The 19,043-nt window shown below is 43.2% G+C and carries 16 protein-coding genes; all 16 read right to left on the bottom strand.

What is annotated here, in order from left to right:
* Nucleotides 1–90 precede the first annotated feature (90 nt).
* The gene (locus tag B5G11_RS06145; RefSeq protein WP_330677524.1) at nucleotides 91–402 is read right to left on the bottom strand and encodes a metal-sensing transcriptional repressor; all 312 of its coding nucleotides are present in this window, start codon (nucleotides 400–402) and stop codon (nucleotides 91–93) included.
* Nucleotides 403–553: 151 nt separating this feature from the next.
* Entirely contained in the window at nucleotides 554–1,825 is a 1,272-nt protein-coding gene (locus B5G11_RS06140) for a trypsin-like peptidase domain-containing protein (protein ID WP_087252547.1), read from the bottom strand.
* A gap of 137 nt (nucleotides 1,826–1,962) precedes the next feature.
* Nucleotides 1,963–3,789 (bottom strand): glutamine--fructose-6-phosphate transaminase (isomerizing), encoded by a 1,827-nt coding sequence (gene glmS, locus B5G11_RS06135; protein WP_087252546.1) that lies wholly within the window; start codon nucleotides 3,787–3,789, stop codon nucleotides 1,963–1,965.
* A gap of 178 nt (nucleotides 3,790–3,967) precedes the next feature.
* Nucleotides 3,968–5,497, bottom strand: coding sequence for a cohesin domain-containing protein (locus B5G11_RS06130; RefSeq protein WP_158099227.1), 1,530 nt, complete (start codon nucleotides 5,495–5,497; stop codon nucleotides 3,968–3,970).
* Nucleotides 5,498–5,623: 126 nt separating this feature from the next.
* Nucleotides 5,624–6,667, bottom strand: coding sequence for an NAD-dependent epimerase/dehydratase family protein (locus B5G11_RS06125; protein ID WP_087252545.1), 1,044 nt, complete (start codon nucleotides 6,665–6,667; stop codon nucleotides 5,624–5,626).
* 15 nt (nucleotides 6,668–6,682) lie between these two features.
* Nucleotides 6,683–7,405 (bottom strand): IspD/TarI family cytidylyltransferase, encoded by a 723-nt coding sequence (locus B5G11_RS06120; RefSeq protein ID WP_087252544.1) that lies wholly within the window; start codon nucleotides 7,403–7,405, stop codon nucleotides 6,683–6,685.
* Between the two features lie 18 nt (nucleotides 7,406–7,423).
* Entirely contained in the window at nucleotides 7,424–8,476 is a 1,053-nt protein-coding gene (locus tag B5G11_RS06115) for a glycosyltransferase family 2 protein (protein ID WP_087252543.1), read from the bottom strand.
* A gap of 15 nt (nucleotides 8,477–8,491) precedes the next feature.
* Nucleotides 8,492–9,556 (bottom strand): glycosyltransferase, encoded by a 1,065-nt coding sequence (locus B5G11_RS06110; RefSeq protein WP_158099226.1) that lies wholly within the window; start codon nucleotides 9,554–9,556, stop codon nucleotides 8,492–8,494.
* A 19-nt stretch (nucleotides 9,557–9,575) separates the two neighbouring features.
* Nucleotides 9,576–10,949, bottom strand: coding sequence for a hypothetical protein (locus tag B5G11_RS06105; RefSeq protein WP_204229573.1), 1,374 nt, complete (start codon nucleotides 10,947–10,949; stop codon nucleotides 9,576–9,578).
* Nucleotides 10,950–10,968: 19 nt separating this feature from the next.
* Nucleotides 10,969–12,309: an O-antigen polymerase gene (locus B5G11_RS06100; RefSeq protein WP_158099225.1), complete on the bottom strand. Its 1,341-nt coding sequence runs from the start codon at nucleotides 12,307–12,309 to the stop codon at nucleotides 10,969–10,971.
* A gap of 20 nt (nucleotides 12,310–12,329) precedes the next feature.
* A complete protein-coding gene (locus tag B5G11_RS06095; RefSeq protein ID WP_158099224.1) occupies nucleotides 12,330–12,965 on the bottom strand; it encodes a hypothetical protein in 636 nt (211 codons plus the stop codon).
* A 51-nt stretch (nucleotides 12,966–13,016) separates the two neighbouring features.
* Nucleotides 13,017–14,159, bottom strand: coding sequence for a CDP-glycerol glycerophosphotransferase family protein (locus B5G11_RS06090; protein WP_158099223.1), 1,143 nt, complete (start codon nucleotides 14,157–14,159; stop codon nucleotides 13,017–13,019).
* A 10-nt stretch (nucleotides 14,160–14,169) separates the two neighbouring features.
* Nucleotides 14,170–15,237: a glycosyltransferase family 2 protein gene (locus tag B5G11_RS06085; protein ID WP_087252537.1), complete on the bottom strand. Its 1,068-nt coding sequence runs from the start codon at nucleotides 15,235–15,237 to the stop codon at nucleotides 14,170–14,172.
* On the bottom strand, nucleotides 15,237–16,301 hold the full coding sequence (locus B5G11_RS06080; protein WP_087252536.1) for a glycosyltransferase family 2 protein: 1,065 nt from the start codon (nucleotides 16,299–16,301) through the stop codon (nucleotides 15,237–15,239). Before B5G11_RS06080 ends, B5G11_RS06085 begins: the two co-directional genes overlap by 1 nt.
* A 12-nt stretch (nucleotides 16,302–16,313) precedes the next feature.
* Nucleotides 16,314–17,411, bottom strand: a complete 1,098-nt coding sequence (glf, locus tag B5G11_RS06075; RefSeq protein ID WP_087168354.1) for a UDP-galactopyranose mutase — start codon at nucleotides 17,409–17,411, stop codon at nucleotides 16,314–16,316.
* 6 nt (nucleotides 17,412–17,417) lie between these two features.
* Complete coding sequence (locus B5G11_RS06070; RefSeq protein WP_087168355.1) at nucleotides 17,418–18,809, bottom strand: sugar transferase; 1,392 nt, start codon at nucleotides 18,807–18,809, stop codon at nucleotides 17,418–17,420.
* Nucleotides 18,810–19,043: the final 234 nt, after the last annotated feature.

Genomic DNA, 19,043 nt, shown 5'->3' with positions numbered 1-19,043 from the left:
GGGACATGGTGCCGGAAGCATTTTTCTCTCAAAAAAACGGGAGTGTGTTGTTTACACACTCCCGTCTCCATACCAGCCGGAGGCACCTTGTTATTTCATCAGCTTTTTAATCGTCTCACACAGTTCGTCTACACATTCTACATTCCCTTCCTGGATATCCTTCACCACACAGGAATGAATATGTTCAGAAAGGAGTGTTTTATTAAATCCATTCAACGCTGCCTGAATGGCCTGAACCTGAACAAGAATATCAATACAGTACCGGTCCTCTTCCAGCATCTTTTTAACTCCACGCACCTGTCCCTCTATTCGGCTCAGGCGGTTGACCAGATCCCGGTATTCTTTTCCTTCCCTGTGTTTTTTCTTCTCTTCTTCCATCCTGTTTCCTCCGCTTCTTTTCATTCGGCCTGCTTTTTTCTTCGGATCAGTCCTGCAATTATACCCTGACCCGGTATATAATCATACTACATTGCAGATGACCGTTTGTCAAGTAGCTCTCCTTTATTTCGGACGCGAAAAAACGCCGGCATTACTCTGGCGGCGTCTCTTCCTTTTAGCTTAACTGTTCTGTCAACGTGACATCCACTTCTTTTTCGTTGTATTCTCCCTGACCTGCCGGGAACTGTACCGTCAATGTCACGGTCTCGCCAATTCTGTAGTAACTCAGCTGTTCCTGAAGGCTTTCCATATTGTTGATACCGGATCCTTCTATACCGGTGATAATACAGCCTTTGGTAATTCCTGCTTTTTCTGCTCCTCCATTTTCCATTACTCTGGAAACATAAACACCTTCCGGCATTCCAAACTGTTCCGAACTCTGAGAATCTACATTTGTACCTTCGATGCCGATATATCCTCTCTGAGCTTCCGGAACCTGCGTTCTCGTCTCTTTATTCATCAGACCGGTAATGATATCTGTCACATCGGAAATTGGAATCGCATATCCCATACCTTCTACAGCTGAGGCATTTACTTTCACCGTATTGATTCCAATTACTTCTCCCCGGATATTAAGAAGCGCGCCTCCACTGTTTCCCGGATTGATCGCGGCATTTGTCTGGATCAGTTTGCTGTCAAATCCCTCCATCTCGATCTCTCTGTCCTTGGCACTGACAATTCCGTTTGTCACGGACTGTCCATATCCAAGCGCATTTCCGATTGCAATGACTTCTTCTCCAACCTGAAGTTCATCAGAGTTTCCCAGTACGGCAACTTTAATACCATTCTTTGTTTCATCGCCGATCTGACGGATCGGAACAGCTACCACCGCCAGATCTTTTGTGGAGTCTGTCCCTTTGACACTTGCCTCCACACTTGTTTCATCATTGAACGTGACTGTCAGTGTTGTACTTCCCTCCACTACATGATTATTTGTAACAATCATCAGTTCCGAATTATTTTGACCGACAATAATACCGGAGCCGACACTTGTCTGTGTTTGTTCTCTTGTTCCTCCGAAGAAATCCTGTACCTGCTGTACACTCATATTCTGAATGGAAACAACAAACGGCATGGAATTGGCTGCGATCTGTGTGATATCAGATCCCTGCAGCTCTTCCCCCGAATCCTCCTGTGTCTGTACTGTCTGTACCTGTGCCGAATTCTGTGAACTTCCGTTTCCGGTTCCAAGTATTCTTCCCGATATATAATTTACACCCTGAAAAGTAAGACCTCCGACAACCCCAAACAGGACAGCAAGGCCCGCAACTTTCCCTACAACAGCCTTATTTACTTTCTTCTTCGGTCTTTTCGGGTTCTCGTTCGAAAACGATCCGTTCCCGGATGGTTCCGGCCCCGGATTGTAATATTCATACTCTTGATTCATAACATTTATCCCCTTTCCAACAGGTTACCCATTACTTTTTCTTTCCGATAGTCAGTCTATCGAAAAAATGTGTATAATTTGTGATCAATTCATAAAAAAAGGCTGAATTCCCATTTTGCGGAAATTCAGCCTTTTCTCTATTCGACTGTTACAGATTTTGCAAGATTTCTCGGCTTATCCACATCACAGCCCCGTCCGACTGCCACATAATAGCCAAACAGCTGCAGTGGAATGATGGCAAGAGAATTTGTAAAATACTTGTTGGTCTTCGGAATATAGACCACATAATCTGCCGCTTTTTCCACATCGCTATGCCCCTCATTGGTAACCGCCATGACAAAAGCTCCTCTTGTCTTGACTTCTTCGATGTTGCTGATCATCTTCTTGTACAGATTTTCCTGCGTCAAAAGCGCTGTGACAAGTGTTCCGTCTTCAATCAGCGAGATCGTTCCATGTTTCAGCTCGCCGGCTGCATATGCTTCGGAATGAATGTACGATACTTCTTTCAGCTTTAATGACCCTTCCATGGAAATCGCGTAGTCAATGCCTCTGCCTATGAAGAAAATACTTTTTGCCGCCAGATAACGGTTGGCAAATTTCTGAATCCTGTCTTTGTTGTTCAAAAGCATCTCAACCTGAGCCGGAAGCTTCTTCAGATCCTCAATCATCTCCGCAAGTTCGCCTTCCGAAATCGTTCCTCTTACATGCGCAAACTTCATTGCCAGAAGATAAAGCGCAATCAGCTGGCAGGAGTAAGCTTTCGTTGTTGCAACTGCAATCTCAGGTCCCGCCCATGTATACATTACGTTGTCAGCCTCCCGGGCGATGGAACTTCCTACCACATTTACAATTCCAAGTACCTTGCAGCCTTTTTCTTTTGCCTCTCTCAGTGCGGCCAGAGAATCGGCCGTCTCTCCAGACTGGCTGATTACAATAACAAGTGTCCCATCTGTCAGAATCGGATCGCGGTACCGGAACTCGGACGCCAGATCTACTTCTACCGGAATTCTTGCCATTCCTTCAAAAATGTATTTGCTTGTCATTCCCGTATGGTACGCGGATCCACATGCCACAATCACAATTTTCTTTACTGCGCGGATTGCCTCATCATCCATTCCAAGCTCTTCGATTTCGATCCTGCCATCTTTGATCCTCGGAGAAAAGGTGTCAGCGATCGCTTTCGGCTGTTCGTACATCTCCTTCAGCATGAAATGTTCGTATCCGCCTTTTTCCGCCGCGTTCGCATCCCAGTCAATATGGACCGGCTCTTTTTTCAATGGTTCTTCATCTACCGTGAAAAACTCCATATTTTGTTCGGTAAGCCTTACAATTTCCTCATTTTCAATGAAATAAACATCTCTTGTATATTTTAATACTGCCGGCACATCAGAAGCAATAATACTTCCTCCGTCCGTATGTCCGACAATCAGCGGACTGTCCTTGCGGACCGCATATAACTCATTCGGATGATCTTTAAAGATAATTCCAAGGGCATAGGAACCTTCCATCCGGTGCATAATCTTTGTCACTGCTTCCAGCGGATTTCCTCTATAGTAATAATCCAGAAGATGTGCAATGACCTCGGTATCTGTCTCTGATACAAACCGGTATCCTTTACTTTCAAGTTTCTTTTTCAGCTTCAGGTAATTCTCAATAATTCCGTTATGTACAACTACAATTGTCTCTTCACTGTTCAAATGCGGATGTGCATTTGTATCGGACGGTGACCCGTGTGTCGCCCAGCGTGTATGTCCGATCCCCAGTGTACCCGGAAGCATCCTGCCATCATGTGTCAGTTCACTCAATACCTTAAGTCTTCCTTTCGTCTTTGCAACATTGATAAATTCTCCATCAAAAACTGCAATTCCTGCAGAATCATATCCTCTGTATTCCAGCTTTGACAGTCCGTCCAGCAGAATCGGTGCAGCCTCTTCTTTTCCAATATATCCAACTATTCCACACATACTTCTCCTCCATTTTGCACAATCAACCGTTTTTTTTATACTTTTGTATCACGTGCACTATTTTATCATCTTCCGGAATAGATGTAAAGCATTATTTTTGTTCCTTCCACGTTCGAAAATTACACCAAAACACAAAACAGCAGGAAAAATCCTGCTGTTTTTGTATCTTGACAATTTCCTACAGATCAATAAAGTCTATGGAAAAATCATCGTCATCATCATTATTCTGCTCGTTGTTCTTTTTACTACGTCTGGATTTTTTAGACGGCTTTGTATCTTCATAATCCTCTTCAAAGTCATCGTAATCCGAATCATAGTCACTGTCTTCATCGGACTCTTCTTCATCCTCGTAATCGTCTTCGAAGTCCTCATAGTCGTCGTCATAATCCTCAAACTCTTCGTCTTCGGACTCGTCATACTCCTCGAAGTCTTCGTCACCGTACTGCTCAAATTCATCGAACTGCTCTTCAGGCATCTGAATCTCCGGAAGATTTTCCGCGCTCTCTCTGCTCTCGCTTCTGCGCTCCGGTCCTCCCGGTCCGTCGGAACCTTTTTTCTTTGTCAGTTCATCCAGTTCATCATACACATCATCCAGTTCCAGATTTCTGCGGTGAAGCTTCACTGCCAGAATAATAATCAAGAGAAGCAGAACAAGGAATGCAAATCCGGCTCCGATCATCACTACATCCACATGATCCTGTACAAACGTCGAAACTCTTCCGAAAATACCGCTGTCGGAATTTGTACCTGAAGCCGTTGTTGTTACATCATCACCGTAGTACTGATATGTCTGATCGGTAGAATCATAACGGTAAAGCGCACGGTCTCCGGATGCATTCAGCGCGTTCATCAGATAGTATCTACTGTTTTTGCTGTCCTGCCATGCCGGCAGTGTCTGTGTATCGGAGATATCCAGCTCTACTTCCTGATATCTTGCCGGAAGTGTCACATCTCCTCTGTCACCGAGCAGAATCAGTGTACTGCCGGAAGTCAATGTCACAATCTGAATCGGGGAAGCTGTATTATCTTCGGAATTATAAAGGAAAAACGCTCCGTCATTGTTTCCGTCAAGAAGATAGACCAGCTGTGCACTGCCGTTTTCCTGTGAAGCTCCCGTAACTGTCTCTCCGCCAACTGTAATATCTGCGGAAACAAATCCGGCCGGAAGCTCACTGTCAGGGTAGCTGCTTGCAACTGTGTATTCCGTATCATTGACTGTCAGGGTAACTCCGCTCGCCTGAGCAGTAGTAGAGGAAGATGCAGCCGTTCCGTCTCCTTCTACGATCTGAACATCTGAATATCCCGGAGGATCAAGCAGGTTCAGCGTATCGCCGTTCGCGTCCGTAACTTCCGCGCTCTCCTGTTCCAGTCTGGTCTCACCCTGGATCAAAGCCTCAAACTGCATGTCAAAATCGAGCCGGCTTCCGTCTACAGATCCGGAGTAAACAAGCGTCCCGTCTCCCTGATCTGTCACATTATCATCTCCGCCCACATACCTCATGGCTGTGCTGTCGTAACTCATCGTAAGATCGACCTGGCTGAGATTTCCGTCACGATTCACCACGCTTCCTGTTATGGTGAAAGTCTCACCGACACTGATTCCCTCCAGATCTGTAAAGAAAATCAGCCCATCCGCCGCGTTTACAGCCAGACTGGCACATGGTACTACCAAACATACTGCCAGCAGCATGGCTGCCAATCGTTTCATCAATTTCATATTTGTACCTCTTCTTTCGTCTCAGATTTTATTTACATACATAAGATTATGATACACGTTTTATTATAAAATGTCCAGAAATTCTCTTATCAATTCCCTTACATTTTCCTTAACTTTCTATTGCTCCATTCCCGCAATTAATCTTGCATACATTTCTCTGAGTCCAAACTCGGGTTTCCATCCAAGCCCGCGGAGTTTTCCTGCGTCCAGATGCATTTTCACATCAGGGGCATAGCCGAATGTTCTTGCGTCTTCCGGTATATCAAAAACAACCTTTGATTTCCCTCCTCCGAATTCTTCTGCCACCATTTTTGCCATATCTGCAATGGTAGTTGTCGTCTCCTCGTTGCAGATATTATACGCCTGACCGTTTTCCCCTTTACAGAGAAGAAGTGCGAGAGCCCTGATCACGTCTGTCGTATAACAGTAGTTTCCGTTTGATTTACCTTCTGTATGAAGTACGATATCCTCGCCCTTTACCGCGCTTCTTGCGAACTGGGCGTAGACACGGTTGTCACTTTTCAGCACACCCGCTCCGAATGTCTGGGCAAGTCTGGCAATCCGTACCGGAACTTTGTATTCATCCGCATAGGCAGCACAGAGACATTCTGAAATCCGTTTCCCTTCCGAATAGCTGCTCCGCACATTCAGAACATCAATATACCCCAGATCCTCTTCGGTCACTCTCTCAAGTGAAGGATCCGGCCTCCCGTACATTTCCATTGATGACAGATAGACCATTCCTTTGCACTGTTTCTCCTTTGCAAGTTCCAGAACATGTTTTGTTCCCCGGTAGGATGTCTCAATGGTCTCCACCGGCTGATCCACAAAAAGCTTGGAAGTTGTAACGCTTGCAGTATGGAGAATATAATCAATGTCATCCGGAACTTCAAGCGGTTTTCTTAGATCTCCTTCTACCAATTCCAGATGAGGATTCGTCAGGGCCGCCTCAAATACTTCCTCCGCTTTTTTTCTATTCCGGATCATTCCAATGACAGAAATCTTTGTATCATGCGTTTCGTTGTATCTCAAACATGCTTTTACCGTAAGCGAGCCGATCAGTCCTGTGGCTCCGGTAATCAGAATCCTGCTTCCGGCCAGTTGTTGAAAAAATGGATCTTCTGTGATCCGTTCCATATCTTCCCGAATGATCTGATTCATGATATTCCCTCCGTTTCAAACTCCAAAAAGCTGTGAATTTTCATCCGCTTCAATTAATGCCTTAAACGTATAATAATCCATCGGCGTAGTGATTTTAATATTCTCCATCGGTCCTTCTACAAGATGAAGATCGCTTCCGTAAAAGGACATCATAGATGCCGAATCAATAAATTCTCTTCCTTCTTCTTTCGCCTGTTGATGCCTTTTCAGAATTTCATCCAGATAAAAGCACTGCGGAGCTCTTGCCAGCATACAGTCTGAACGCTCAATGATCTGCTCAACTGTTTTTTTATCACTTGATCTGAAAATTGTCTCAATTGCCGGAGCTGTAGTAATCGCACTCCCGGTTTCCACAACTTTCTGTATACAGTTTGAAATCAGCTCCTTGTTGATCAAAGGTCTGACTCCATCGTGGATCAGGACAATTGCTCTGTCCCCGTCCGCAATTTCTCCGGCAGCACAAAGTCCATGGTAAATGGACTGCTGCCCGGTTTCTCCACCCGGCACAATTTTTTTCACTTTGTCAAGATGATACTTCTCTGTCAGATCTTTCAAAAAAGGAATCCAGTCTTCCACACAGGCAACCGCGATTCCGTCGATTTCACTGTGATTCTGAAAATGCTCCAGTGTATATACGATAATTTCTTTTCCATACAGCCTTAAAAACTGTTTCGGAAGGGCCTTGCTGTTCATTCTTCTGCCGATTCCTCCGGCAAACACTACTGCAATATGTTTCATCTTTCTACCGCACCTTTCCTATCTTTTTCCAAGCCGTTTTTTCAAAAATATAAATCTGACATATACTTTGGAAATACTCAGAAGCGCACTGTATCTGCCCTTTACGAACAGACGGACGACTCCTTTTTTGGTCAGCGGCAGATTCTGATCGGCTCCCTTTTTCTGCACGTCATGGAACACCTTGCTCTTTTTGAGTTTCCGCATAAATGCTGCCACTTCTTCCTGAGACATATCATTGTCTTTTCTGCTGAGCAGCATCAGAAATTCAATCAGATATTCCGCTGATCTTCTGATCCAGTCCGAATGAAAATCGTCACTTTCTTTCAGATGCTGGAACAGACCGTATTCCGCTTCTGCCGACAGCAGTCCGGAATAAAGCATGTTCCGGTTGAATTTCTTGAATGTGCTGTGTTCGAAACGCTGGAAATACCGGTAGCCTATATGCGGATTCAGCACCTGTCTCCGTGCGAGCCTGAAGATCTCATAATTGAGTACACGGTCTTCGAATCCGCATTTGATTTCTGTATTGAATTTCAGATGATGCTCCTGCCACCAGCTTCTTCTGTACATTCCATTCCAGATATAACTGAAATAGCGTTCTTTATCCGCAATGGCATAATACCTGGCAGCCTTACTCTGATCGAATACTCTTAACTTTTTGAATACATTCGCACGTTTTTCCACGTATCCGCTTTCAAAAGATTCTTCAATGCTGCATCCGTATTTCACAACATCTGCGTCATATTTTTTTGCAAGCGCATAGTTCTCCGACAGCACATGGTCTGCCAGTTCATCATCATTATCAATAAAAACCAGGTACTCTCCTCCTGCGTGCTCCACCGCGAAATTTCTCGTGGCACAGATTCCTTCATTTTCCTTATGAAATACCCGCACTCTCGGATCATCCTGATACCGGTCACAGATGTTTCCACTGTTGTCTTTTGACCCGTCGTCCACAAGAAGCAGTTCCATCTCTTCTATATCCTGATTCAAAACACTTTTGATTGCGGTCTCCAGATATTCTTCGGAGTTATACACCGGCATGATCACACTGACTTGTATTCTGCTCATTTTCTTTCCTCCAGATTATTCGTATTTGCGGACTGTCGCTCTTAATTTTCTTTCCAGCAGGGTTTTATAAAATCTGGCAATCATTGTAACCGTTCTGTCATGTCCCTTTACAAATTCATGCAGAATGACCGCTTTCTTCCGGTCCTGTGCCCAGATTCTTTTAAAGAGTTCGCGGCTCATCCCATACTGGAATGCCGGCACATCATGAAGCTTTCTGATATAGCCTGTCCTTTGTTTCATATTCCAGTTACAGTTTCTATGATACAGCTGCACAAGAACCGGAATCAAATGATGCTTGGCACTGCTCAAAAGTGCTTTGTCACTTTTCCGGTCAATTCCCATTTTTTCCAGTACTTTCTCTTCAATCACGGCCGAACGGACCAGCCCGTTCAGACTTTCAATATTAAATACACTGGATGTACTGGTAGCATATCTCTCATAGTGTTTAAAATATACACCGGTGTTAGTCGCAAAACGGTTTACACAAGCCAGGAACTCAAGACAAAAAGCAGTATCTTCCTCTCCCTGTTTGAACTCGGTTCTGAAATGAATCTGATGCTTCTGGATCACTTCCCTCCGGAACAGCCCGTCCCATACAGGGGAAAATACATTCTTATCCCTGAGTTCGAAATATGCTTTTTTCAGTTCTTCACGGTCATAAAATTTCTTCTGCAGTTCTCTGACATCCTTTTTCAGAAGATTCCCGTTTTCATCGATCGTCTCCGCAATACGGCCTGATTTTACAAGATCCGCATCGTATTCTTTTGCCACTTCATAATTGTCGCTCAGCCACCCCGGAAGACAGTCATCATCCTGATCGGCAAATGCAATATACTCTCCTCTGGCTGCATTCAGACCGGTATTCCTTGCCCCGCATATGCCCTGATTTTTCTGATGGATCACTCTGACTCTCGGATCCATCTGCGCAAATTCATCACACAGTTTCGCAGAGCCATCTTTTGATCCGTCATTAACCAGAATCAGTTCCAAATCATCCAGGGACTGATCCAATATTGTTTTTACCGTTGTTTCTAAAAATTTTTCGCCGTTGTACACCGGCATGATTACACTTACTTTCATCATCAATCTTCCTCTGGATTTACCTGTTTTGAATTCTGTTTTTAACTTCCTGAATCATCACTTTTATAAAATCCCGTTTCCAGATTACGTATATGATATACATACACAGATACAGAACGGTTGAAAGCCAGGATTCTATATTCCAGCTCAGAAGAATAAATCCTCCTGCCAGAACACATTCGGCAGTCATGTCTTTCCACAAAGAGAAACAAAGAGTTTTTGCCAGCAGGCTTTCTCCGATACAGCAGCGGATTCCCATCAGTACCGGAAGCATTGCAATCGCCAGTGTCAGATTATCCAGCACATAAACCGAAATTCCGGTTGCCACCAGTGTAATCGCCACGGAAATCCAGTTGATAATCATAAACTCTTTTTCTTTTCTCAATGCTTTTAAATATGTGCTGATCAGCAGCGTTAATTTGCTTTCAAATACACACATCGGGAACAGCAGTGCCATATACCGGAGACTTTCCGCATATTTCGGAAGCCACCAGGACAGTATGACACGCGCCGGATAATAGATAATCAGAAGTCCCAGAACGAAAATCATCAGAATATTTCTCATCTTCACATAAATTTCAACATAATGATTTTCATCCATGTTTTTCAGCATCGGATAGATTACAATGCTGACAGCACTGATAAAGGCAAGCAGCAGATTAGATGCTGTAATTGTCAGTGATACCCTTCCGAAAACTTCAACGGACCAGTGGTTCTCTATCGCAAATCTGACAATACCGACAAGGAGCTGGCCTGCAATATTGGCAATCATCAATTTAATACCGATGGACACATTATCCCATGCCTCACGGATCCCGCCTGCCCAGTCAAGCATTTTCCCCTTCACGATATCTTTACATTCTCTTGAAAGCAGAACAAGAGTCAGACCTCTTGCAAACAGATCTGCCCCTATCAGTATCTGAAAGCTTCTGACACCCGCAATAAGAAATCCGATCACCAGAAGCGCGTATACAATTTTTTCCAAAAGGTAGTTTCTGGCATAGTCTACAATTCTGTTTGTCGTCTGCAGAAGATACTGAAGAAATGTCCTCGGAATCTGAAGCACACAGCATAATGCCACTGCCAGAAGGACCATTTCCCGGTTTGAATCCTCGCTGAACAGAATTGTACAACCTGCGAAAACCGCTGCAAGCACAATTTCAAAAATTGTCAAAAGCCAGAACTGTGAGTGAAAATAGCCTTTATCCAGCTCTTCATACTTTTTCCCGCCAAACTTCAAATATACTCCGTCTGCCCATCCGAAGTGGAAGAAACCGACATAAGATGCATAAAACAGATACAGCTGCCAGTATGAATATTCTTTCACTCCAAGTATTTTCGGAACAAACAGCACCAGAATCAAAGAAACCAGAGTGTTTGTCCCGTTTGCCACTACGGAATATGATAGGTTTTTAATTAGTTTTCCTGTTTTCATATCCTACGCCCTTTTTTCGTTGTCTATATTCTTTCAGAAGCTGCGGAATTTTTAATACCACTAAATAGCTGACAATCATATAAATAAACAGATTTACAGTTCCAACCGCAACATATGCAGAAAAGAACTTTTCTTCTATGGCCTGAATAACCAGCGGATACGCAAAGATCGCATATACAATCATCGGGCCTTCCGACGACTGTTTCTTCACGAAGTTATAAAAGAATCCATAGAATACTCCCAGATAGAACTGTACAATATAAAGTCCCACATAGCCAAAATCATTAATATATCTTCTCAGCGAAGTAAATACATTCCCTTCCACACCGTTAAAACTGATAAATTCCAGTGCCATGTTCATGCTGACATCACTCATTCCCAGTTTATTCAGCACGGCATAAACTCCGTACAAAGTTTCACTTCCAACGATCTGTGAAACCGGAATATGATTTGCGATGTAATGATCCAGAGACGGAATCGAAAGTCCCGTATAAAACGCGATCGTATCCACAATAGAAGCCAGATTAAACCGGTTTGCAGCCATCCCGAGGAAAATAAACAGTACAAGGAAAAGCGCAAGCGCTCCCCCGCCAACAAGAGCAATCTTCCAGATATTAATACTTTTCCAACGGTTCTTTTTACTGCACATCAAAAGATACAGCATGAGATAGTACGCAATCCACTCGATGGCAAATCCACGGGTCACTGTTCCAACCGCATAGATGCCAAATCCCAGCACAACGGGAACGGCATAGAGACAGTCAGTCTTTTTGAATCTGCGGTACACAAAATTGTGGAGAGCCGCCCATCCGAAAATATAAGATAGCGCCTTTGAAAAAACAAGAATATGATTCAGCCCTCTGCTTCTGCTGTAGCCTTCCTGCAAGGTCATTCTTCTTGCATAGGTCATCATTGCTCCGTATCCTTCCGCATTTCCGCCCTGTACTGACAATGCATAAATTGTACGGAAGGCGTATAGAAGAAATACACACATAAGAAGAATAATGACAATCGTGAGTCCCGTCGGTATCTCAACTCTGTCCAGACGGATTTCCGGCTCTTTCTTAAACAGGCACCCGCAGACTTTTTTTGAAAAGACCTCTCCAGCCCCGAATATAAGAAGCGCGGAAATAATAATAAATACCGTCACATATGACAGGGAAAACTGCCATTTTGACATATAAACTACTGCTACTCCGGTACTGATCAAAAACATGATCGTGGAAACAGCAAACGGAGACAAAATATCCTTTCTGGATATGATCAGGGCTATGATCAGCAGGAGACATAACGCTGCCAACAATACATAACTGCTCATAAGCATCCCTTCTCCTTTGCCTATCTTGCCTTCTTATCGCTTCTGATAACCTTGATTCCGAAATACGTTGCTGATACAAGGATACCAAGAACCGCACCTACGCCCAGTTCCAAAATCGTATTGACCTTTTCTTCTCCCTGCGTAAAGATCGGCTCCTCGTTCATAATTTCCTTAGCAACATCATACTTAATATTTTCATCTGAAAGCGCCGCAATGGATCCTGCATATTCCACATAAGAGTTAATTACTTCCCTTGCAGCCTCCTTCTGGCTTTCCACACTGTCCTCTGTAACCTCTGTGTTATAAGTAATATTATACATAGTAGATGTGGCCAGTCTCTGAAGCCGGATATTTTCATTGATCCATTCCTTTTTGGATTTGGCATTTTTATTATCCCACTCAGGATCCAGCGTGCGGATTGCATCTCCCTGATCCAGAAGCTCTACACAGTCACTGAGCAGATCTTCATTCTGCCATACACTCACATAATCATAAACAGATGCTGTTCCGTCTCCAAGATATGTATATGTAGTAATATCAAATTTCAGGACAGCGCCCACTGTCAGATTTTCTCTTTGTTCTTTTACATCATTATTCTGGGCAAATCTCATTACTCCAAAGGCAACTGCTGTTACCAAAACAAAAACTATGACCATTTTCAGCCAGCATTTTTTTAATATTTTTCCTGCTGTTTTCATACTTTCTCCTTACTGTCTTTTGATAAATTGTATTATTTTCCTGCATACTATCTCAGATGCGTGTCCGCTTTCTGTGTCTCCAAGAAGTTCATGATGCTTCCGGATCTTTTCCCGGCTTTCCTCGTCGTCGTATTCCCGGATCAGCCTCTGGAGCTCCGGATTGGTCTTTGCGATCGGGAATGCCCATGTTGCCGGATCAGAATAGAAATTCCGTTCCTGCTCATATTTGTCAAAATCCGGAGCAAATAAAAATCCCGGTTTCTTTGTCAGTGAGTAATCCCATATCGTGGAAGAATAATCTGTAATAAATACATCCACTGTATACAGAAGCTCCTGCATATCCGGATAATCACCGGCATCAATGCAGCCGTCCGTTTTTACATGTTCCACAAAATGATGTTTTCTCATGAGAAAGACCCACTCACCGCCGAATCTTTCCTGCAGCGCTTTGAGGCAGCCTTCCACATCGATCTCAAGATCAAAATTGGCATTTCCTTCCACACCACGGTATGTCGGTGCAAACAATACAATTTTCTTTTCCGGATCCAGGCCGAAATACCGGTATACTTTTCCTTTGATATCTTTGTCAGTTCCATTGATAAGGAAATCATTTCTTGGCATTCCACATTCAAGAAACCGATCCGTCGGAACTGCCTTTGCAATATGCATGACCTCCGTAAATTTTTTGCATCCGGATAAAAAGACGTCCGTCTGACCGCCGCAGATCCGGTTGATCTTCACTTCCGGGTCATTCGGATCCGGAATGGTATCTCCTCCAACTCTTTTATATGCTCCTCCTCCATGCCAGGTATTAATAAAGCACTGGCTTTTCCGTTTCGGGATAAAACTTCCGATCCCGTCATTACTGATAATAATCCCTGATGTCAGCATATAGTAAATGGAGGCGGCTGTATGCGGTTTTACATACTTTACCCGGTCCATCGGTTCCGCCTCTTTGTCATATTCCCAGATGTACTCAAATATACCCGGATACTTTTCCCGCATATATTCAAATATATACCACGGGTTACAGGAAAGCGAAGTTCCTCTGTTTGCTGAAAGGTATATTCTTCTCTTTTTCACCGGTATCAAATATATCCCTTTGCAGACAAATCTCAGAATGTACACAATCCACAGTTTGATGTGTTTCATAGATTCACCCTTACTTTCTTTTGATTTTTTCAAACAGAAGAGGCCCGTATTTTCTGGCCTCATATACACCTTTTCCAAGAAGCAGACAGGATTGGATTCTTTTTTTATTCAGGCTGTTCTGCAGAAGCTTCAGTGCCGGATTTTCCACCCTGCACATTGCTGCCGTTCTCAGATACAGTTCATCCCTGGCCACGCAATGTACCCATGTCTTTTGCTGGCTTCCTTTCATCTTTGACTGCGGATCTGCGTTCCGCATCAGTCCGGAAAGAATGTATCTCAGATAAATTACTCCGAGTATATCTACTGCTTCTTCAAGAATGTCTCTCCTCTGACAGAAGCGGTACATTTCATAAACTCTCCGTCTGCTGAGTTCAAAATACTCCTTTACAAACTTTGTAGTAATGCTCCCGTTAAACCGTTTATTATAAATGTATCCTGCTGTATCGACTGCCGCCAGCGATTCTGAATGTTCCAGCATTCTTATTGTAAAAAAGAAATCTTCATAGAGCACTGCTTTCTCAAAACGGATTTCATATTTTTCCGCAGTCTCTCTTCTGTACAATTTATTCCACTGGTATCCAAGCAGTGTATTCTTTTCCAGTGTCAATGCCTCAGACGCAATCTCCCTTTTTTCTTTCCAAATCCCTTTTTCCGGCAGAATCGGGTTCTCGGAAACAACGTCGCCGTCTGAGTTGTAAAACCGCTCTGTTGCTCCCCAGACGATCATATCAACCCGGCCGTCTTCCGAAGCGTCCACCGCTTTTTTATACAGCCCTGTCTCGATGGTATCGTCCGCATCCATAAATGCAAGGTATCTGCCTGACGCCGCCTGAATTCCACGGTTTCTTGCCATTCCGGCTCCGATATTTTCTTTCAGCTGTATCAGACGTACCCGCTCGTCCTGTTCCACATATCTTTTGCAGACTTCACGGCTGTTGTCACTGGAACAGTCATCGACAACAATCAGCTCCAGATCACGAAAACTCTGATTTAAAACGCTTTCGATACTGTCAGCAAGATAGTCCTGTGCATTATACACCGGCATCACCACACTGATCCACGGTTGTCTCTTTTCCATTATCTTCCCGCCTTTAATTTTGTAAACAGTTTCGTGTTCTTTGTTTTTACAAATGTGATCACTTTCGCCTCAAGATAAGTAAGCCATGTGCTCTTCCAGCGTACCGGCAAAAGCATTACCTTCATATAGGAAGATCTTGGTCTCGCGATTCTGACCATTTTCTCTACTCTTGGATTTGCCAGCATCTTTTTGATCTCGTCCCGTTTTTCTTTTTCTGTCATATCACATTTCGGGTTGGTGACATTTTCCACGCATCCGATAAAGCGTTCAATATATCTTCTGGCGATCATCTCTTTGCTTCTCGCGTCTCCGACATGCCATTCCTTATAAAGATCCATCATCCAGCCATGTTCTTCTTCCCGTTTTTCGTACATTCCCGGGCGGTAAGCCGCTGTCTCGGATTCGGAACGTGCCCGGAGAAAATGGTAGTACTGTCTGTGAGTCACTGTCACCCGTTCTACGTTTCTTACAATGCTGACATTAAACGGGAAATCATCCCAGAATGTTTCCGGAAACCGAAGATTGTTTTCCATGATGTATCTGGATTCAAAAAGCTTGTTCCACGGTGTGTAGAGCAGGTTTTTATCGAACAGTTTGTAGGCATTGCGGCGGAAAGACTCTTTGTCCGGATATACGGCATCCTCCACCACATAGTCATCTGTCACATAATTCTCTTTATCGTAGTAGGTATCGATATAAAATCCTGCCACGACAAGCTGAGCGTTATCACGTTTTGCAAGCTTGTACATATCTTCCAGCATGGTCGGCTCTGCCCAGTCATCGGAATCCATGAAATACATGTATTCCCCTTTTGCAATATCAATTGCTGTATTTCTGGCACTTGGAGCTCCCCCGTTTTCTTTATGGATCACATGAATTCTCTCATCTTCTGCGGCATAGGCATCGCAGATTTCACCGCTCCGGTCCGGAGTTCCGTCATCCACGATTAAAAACTCCCACTCTTTTAATGTCTGGGCCTGAATACTCTCAATCGCCTTCCCCACATATTCTTCTACCTTATAAACAGGCATGATGACACTGACTTTGATTTTATTTTCTCCCATAATTACGCTCTCCTACTGTAATTCTTTTTCCACAAGCTGAAATGCGGATTCAATCACTTTGTCCATGTCATAATATTTGTACTCCGCAAGTCTTCCGCCAAGAAGCAGATGTTCCTCATCCGCAAGGTTTCTGTATTTCTGATAAAGTTCCTGATTTTTATCGTCATTAACCGGATAATACGGCTCCATACCCTCTTCCCAGTCTGTCGGATATTCTTTGGTAATCACAGTTTTCTCCTGAGTTCCAAATTCAAAATGCTTATGCTCAATAATCCGGGTATACGGAGTTTCTCTGTCGGTATAATTGACAACCGCCACACCCTGATGATTTTTCTCATCAAGCACTTCCGTCTCAAATTTCAGACTCCGGTACTCCAGCTTTCCAAAACGATATCCGTAATATGCATCAAGCATTCCGGTATAGAGTACCTTCTCACCCAGTGCATTGTATTTCTCTTTTTCCTCGTTATAGTCAACGCCAAGCTCTACATCGCATCCTTCAAACAGAGCGTTAATCAAAACATTGTACCCGCCGATCGGAATTCCCTGATAAAGATCGTTAAAATAGTTATTATCGTAGGTATATCTCACCGGAAGGCGCTTAATGATAAACGCCGGAAGATCTTTACAGTCTCTGCCCCACTGTTTTTCCGTGTATCCTTTGATGAGTTTTTTATAAATATCCTCTCCTACAAGGCTGATGGCCTGCTCCTCCAGGTTTTTCGGTTCTCCCTTGACTGCGGCCTTCTGTCTGTTGATGATTTCTTCCGCCTCTTTTGGAGTCGCAATTCCCCACATCTTACTGAAAGTATTCATATTGAACGGCATATTGTAAATTTCGCCTTTGTAGTTTGCGACAGGAGAATTCGTATAACGGTTAAACTCTACAAGAGAATTGACAAAATCCCATACTTTCCTGTTGCTTGTATGGAAAATATGGGCGCCATATTTGTGTACATGAATTCCCTCGATATCCTCACAGTAAAGATTCCCTCCGAGAGTTTCTCTTTTTTCCACAATCAGGCAGGACTTCCCTGCTTTTTTTGCAAAGTACGCAAAAGTACCTGCAAATAACCCTCCGCCTACAATCACATAATCATACTTTTTCATATCCTGTTATTCCTCCGCTTCCGTTTCTTCTGCTTCTTTAAAAATATATTGACTTGTTTCGCCTGTCCGGAACGCCTCCGTGCTGTCCGATTTCAGAAGGACAATCGCCGTTTGGAAAATCAGCTGAATATCGCGCAAAATATTGAATTCTTCAATATAGATCATGTCCATGATCAGCTTGTCTTTTGGTGATGTATTATATTTCCCCGCAATCTGCGCGTATCCGGTCAGTCCCGCCTTCACCCGGAGTCTGTAACGGAATTCCGGAAGTTCTTCCTCGTACGCCTCCACATTTTCCAGCATCTCCGGACGAGGTCCTACAAAACTCATATCCCCTTTTAAGATATTGATCAGCTGAGGCAGCTCGTCCATCCGGATTTTCCTCAGAATTCTTCCCGGTTTGGTAATCCGGTCATCGTCATCTGTTACAGAGTGATTTTCTACATTTTCTTTCATCGTCCGGAATTTGTACACTTCAAAAACACGTCCGTTTAATGTCGCACGCTTCTGCTTGAAAAAAATGTGTCCTCCATCATATGCTTTGATCGCAATTGCACTGACAATCCAGATTGGAGAAGTTACAATTCCAAGAACAATCGCAAGAGACATATCCAGAAGTTTCTTCATAACACGCTGTTCCATCGTCCAGGCTTTGACATTGGCATTCAGAACGGAAACATCGTCCAGAAGATAGTATTTGGCACTCATCTCAACAATATCCTCGATTTCCGGATTAAAATAAATATTGATCTTATACTTATAACAAAATCTTACTATTTTACTTCTGACCTCAAGCGGAACGTCATGAATAAACACGGTATCGGCTTTCTTTACCGTCTCAAGAAGATGTCTATCTCTATAGTCCATGATATAGTCTATTTTATACTGTTTTTTATATTTCAGAATTCCTCTTACAATATTATCAAGGCTTTCCTGAGAAGATGTTACGATACAGCAGCTCTCCGGCTTGTGAATCGTAAAAAACAGTCCGTTTCCGGCATACGCAAAGATGATAATAATAATGACCTGAACAATAAAACTCAAAATCAGAGACCCGATGCTGTCGAGCCGGAATGCATAAATGCTTGGAGTAATCGTATTCATAATCATCAGCTGAATATACGTCACAATATCCGTGAACAAAACAGCCAGAGAAAGTGAATAGATGATCGGTTTACTCTTTCTCCGGCCTACATCATACTTGCCGTAAATGCTGAGAAACAAAAGCCCTACAATGCAGTATGTGGAAAACGTAATTCCCATCGTTCTGGAAAGTACGCCGAGAGCCTTATTTTCTCTGGACATAATAAACATAAAGGTGCCCATCAATAAAATATATAGCAACAATTTGATGCACAGCCACATGGTTGACTCAAATTTTTTCAGTTCTCGTTTCATAAAACACCTCTCTGGTCTACAAACTTCCTATATTATATAAGATTTCCATACTTTCCGCAAGTTTTTAGACCTTAAAAATTTCTTATCTTGTAATAATTTTGTAACACTTTTTTCTCAAAATCCTTTCTAAGCCTTTATCTTTTCCAATGTATTGTCATACTTTTCTTCATTTATCAATTTTCTGAAATTTTTGTAAAAATAAAAAACAAGGAGAATCCCGTAAAAGATTACTCC

It is taken from the genome of Drancourtella sp. An57, assembly GCF_002161525.1.
GTDB lineage: Bacteria > Bacillota > Clostridia > Lachnospirales > Lachnospiraceae > Sellimonas > Sellimonas catena.
The sequence above is the reverse complement of the archived record's forward strand: the minus strand, read 5'-3'. Positions and strand labels throughout refer to the sequence as shown.

Bases quoted from the DNA above. Each gene is read 5' to 3' on its own strand.
- B5G11_RS06145 (WP_330677524.1), bottom strand. From the start codon at position 402: ATGAAAAGAAGCGGAGGAAACAGGATGGAAGAAGAGAAGAAAAAACAC.
- B5G11_RS06140 (WP_087252547.1), bottom strand. From the start codon at position 1,825: ATGAATCAAGAGTATGAATATTACAATCCGGGGCCGGAACCATCCGGG.
- glmS (WP_087252546.1), bottom strand. From the start codon at position 3,789: ATGTGTGGAATAGTTGGATATATTGGAAAAGAAGAGGCTGCACCGATT.
- B5G11_RS06130 (WP_158099227.1), bottom strand. From the start codon at position 5,497: ATGAAACGATTGGCAGCCATGCTGCTGGCAGTATGTTTGGTAGTACCA.
- B5G11_RS06125 (WP_087252545.1), bottom strand. From the start codon at position 6,667: ATGAATCAGATCATTCGGGAAGATATGGAACGGATCACAGAAGATCCA.
- B5G11_RS06120 (WP_087252544.1), bottom strand. From the start codon at position 7,405: ATGAAACATATTGCAGTAGTGTTTGCCGGAGGAATCGGCAGAAGAATG.
- B5G11_RS06115 (WP_087252543.1), bottom strand. From the start codon at position 8,476: ATGAGCAGAATACAAGTCAGTGTGATCATGCCGGTGTATAACTCCGAA.
- B5G11_RS06110 (WP_158099226.1), bottom strand. From the start codon at position 9,556: ATGAAAGTAAGTGTAATCATGCCGGTGTACAACGGCGAAAAATTTTTA.
- B5G11_RS06100 (WP_158099225.1), bottom strand. From the start codon at position 12,309: ATGAGCAGTTATGTATTGTTGGCAGCGTTATGTCTCCTGCTGATCATA.
- B5G11_RS06095 (WP_158099224.1), bottom strand. From the start codon at position 12,965: ATGGTCATAGTTTTTGTTTTGGTAACAGCAGTTGCCTTTGGAGTAATG.
- B5G11_RS06090 (WP_158099223.1), bottom strand. From the start codon at position 14,159: ATGAAACACATCAAACTGTGGATTGTGTACATTCTGAGATTTGTCTGC.
- B5G11_RS06085 (WP_087252537.1), bottom strand. From the start codon at position 15,237: ATGGAAAAGAGACAACCGTGGATCAGTGTGGTGATGCCGGTGTATAAT.
- B5G11_RS06080 (WP_087252536.1), bottom strand. From the start codon at position 16,301: ATGGGAGAAAATAAAATCAAAGTCAGTGTCATCATGCCTGTTTATAAG.
- glf (WP_087168354.1), bottom strand. From the start codon at position 17,411: ATGAAAAAGTATGATTATGTGATTGTAGGCGGAGGGTTATTTGCAGGT.
- B5G11_RS06070 (WP_087168355.1), bottom strand. From the start codon at position 18,809: ATGAAACGAGAACTGAAAAAATTTGAGTCAACCATGTGGCTGTGCATC.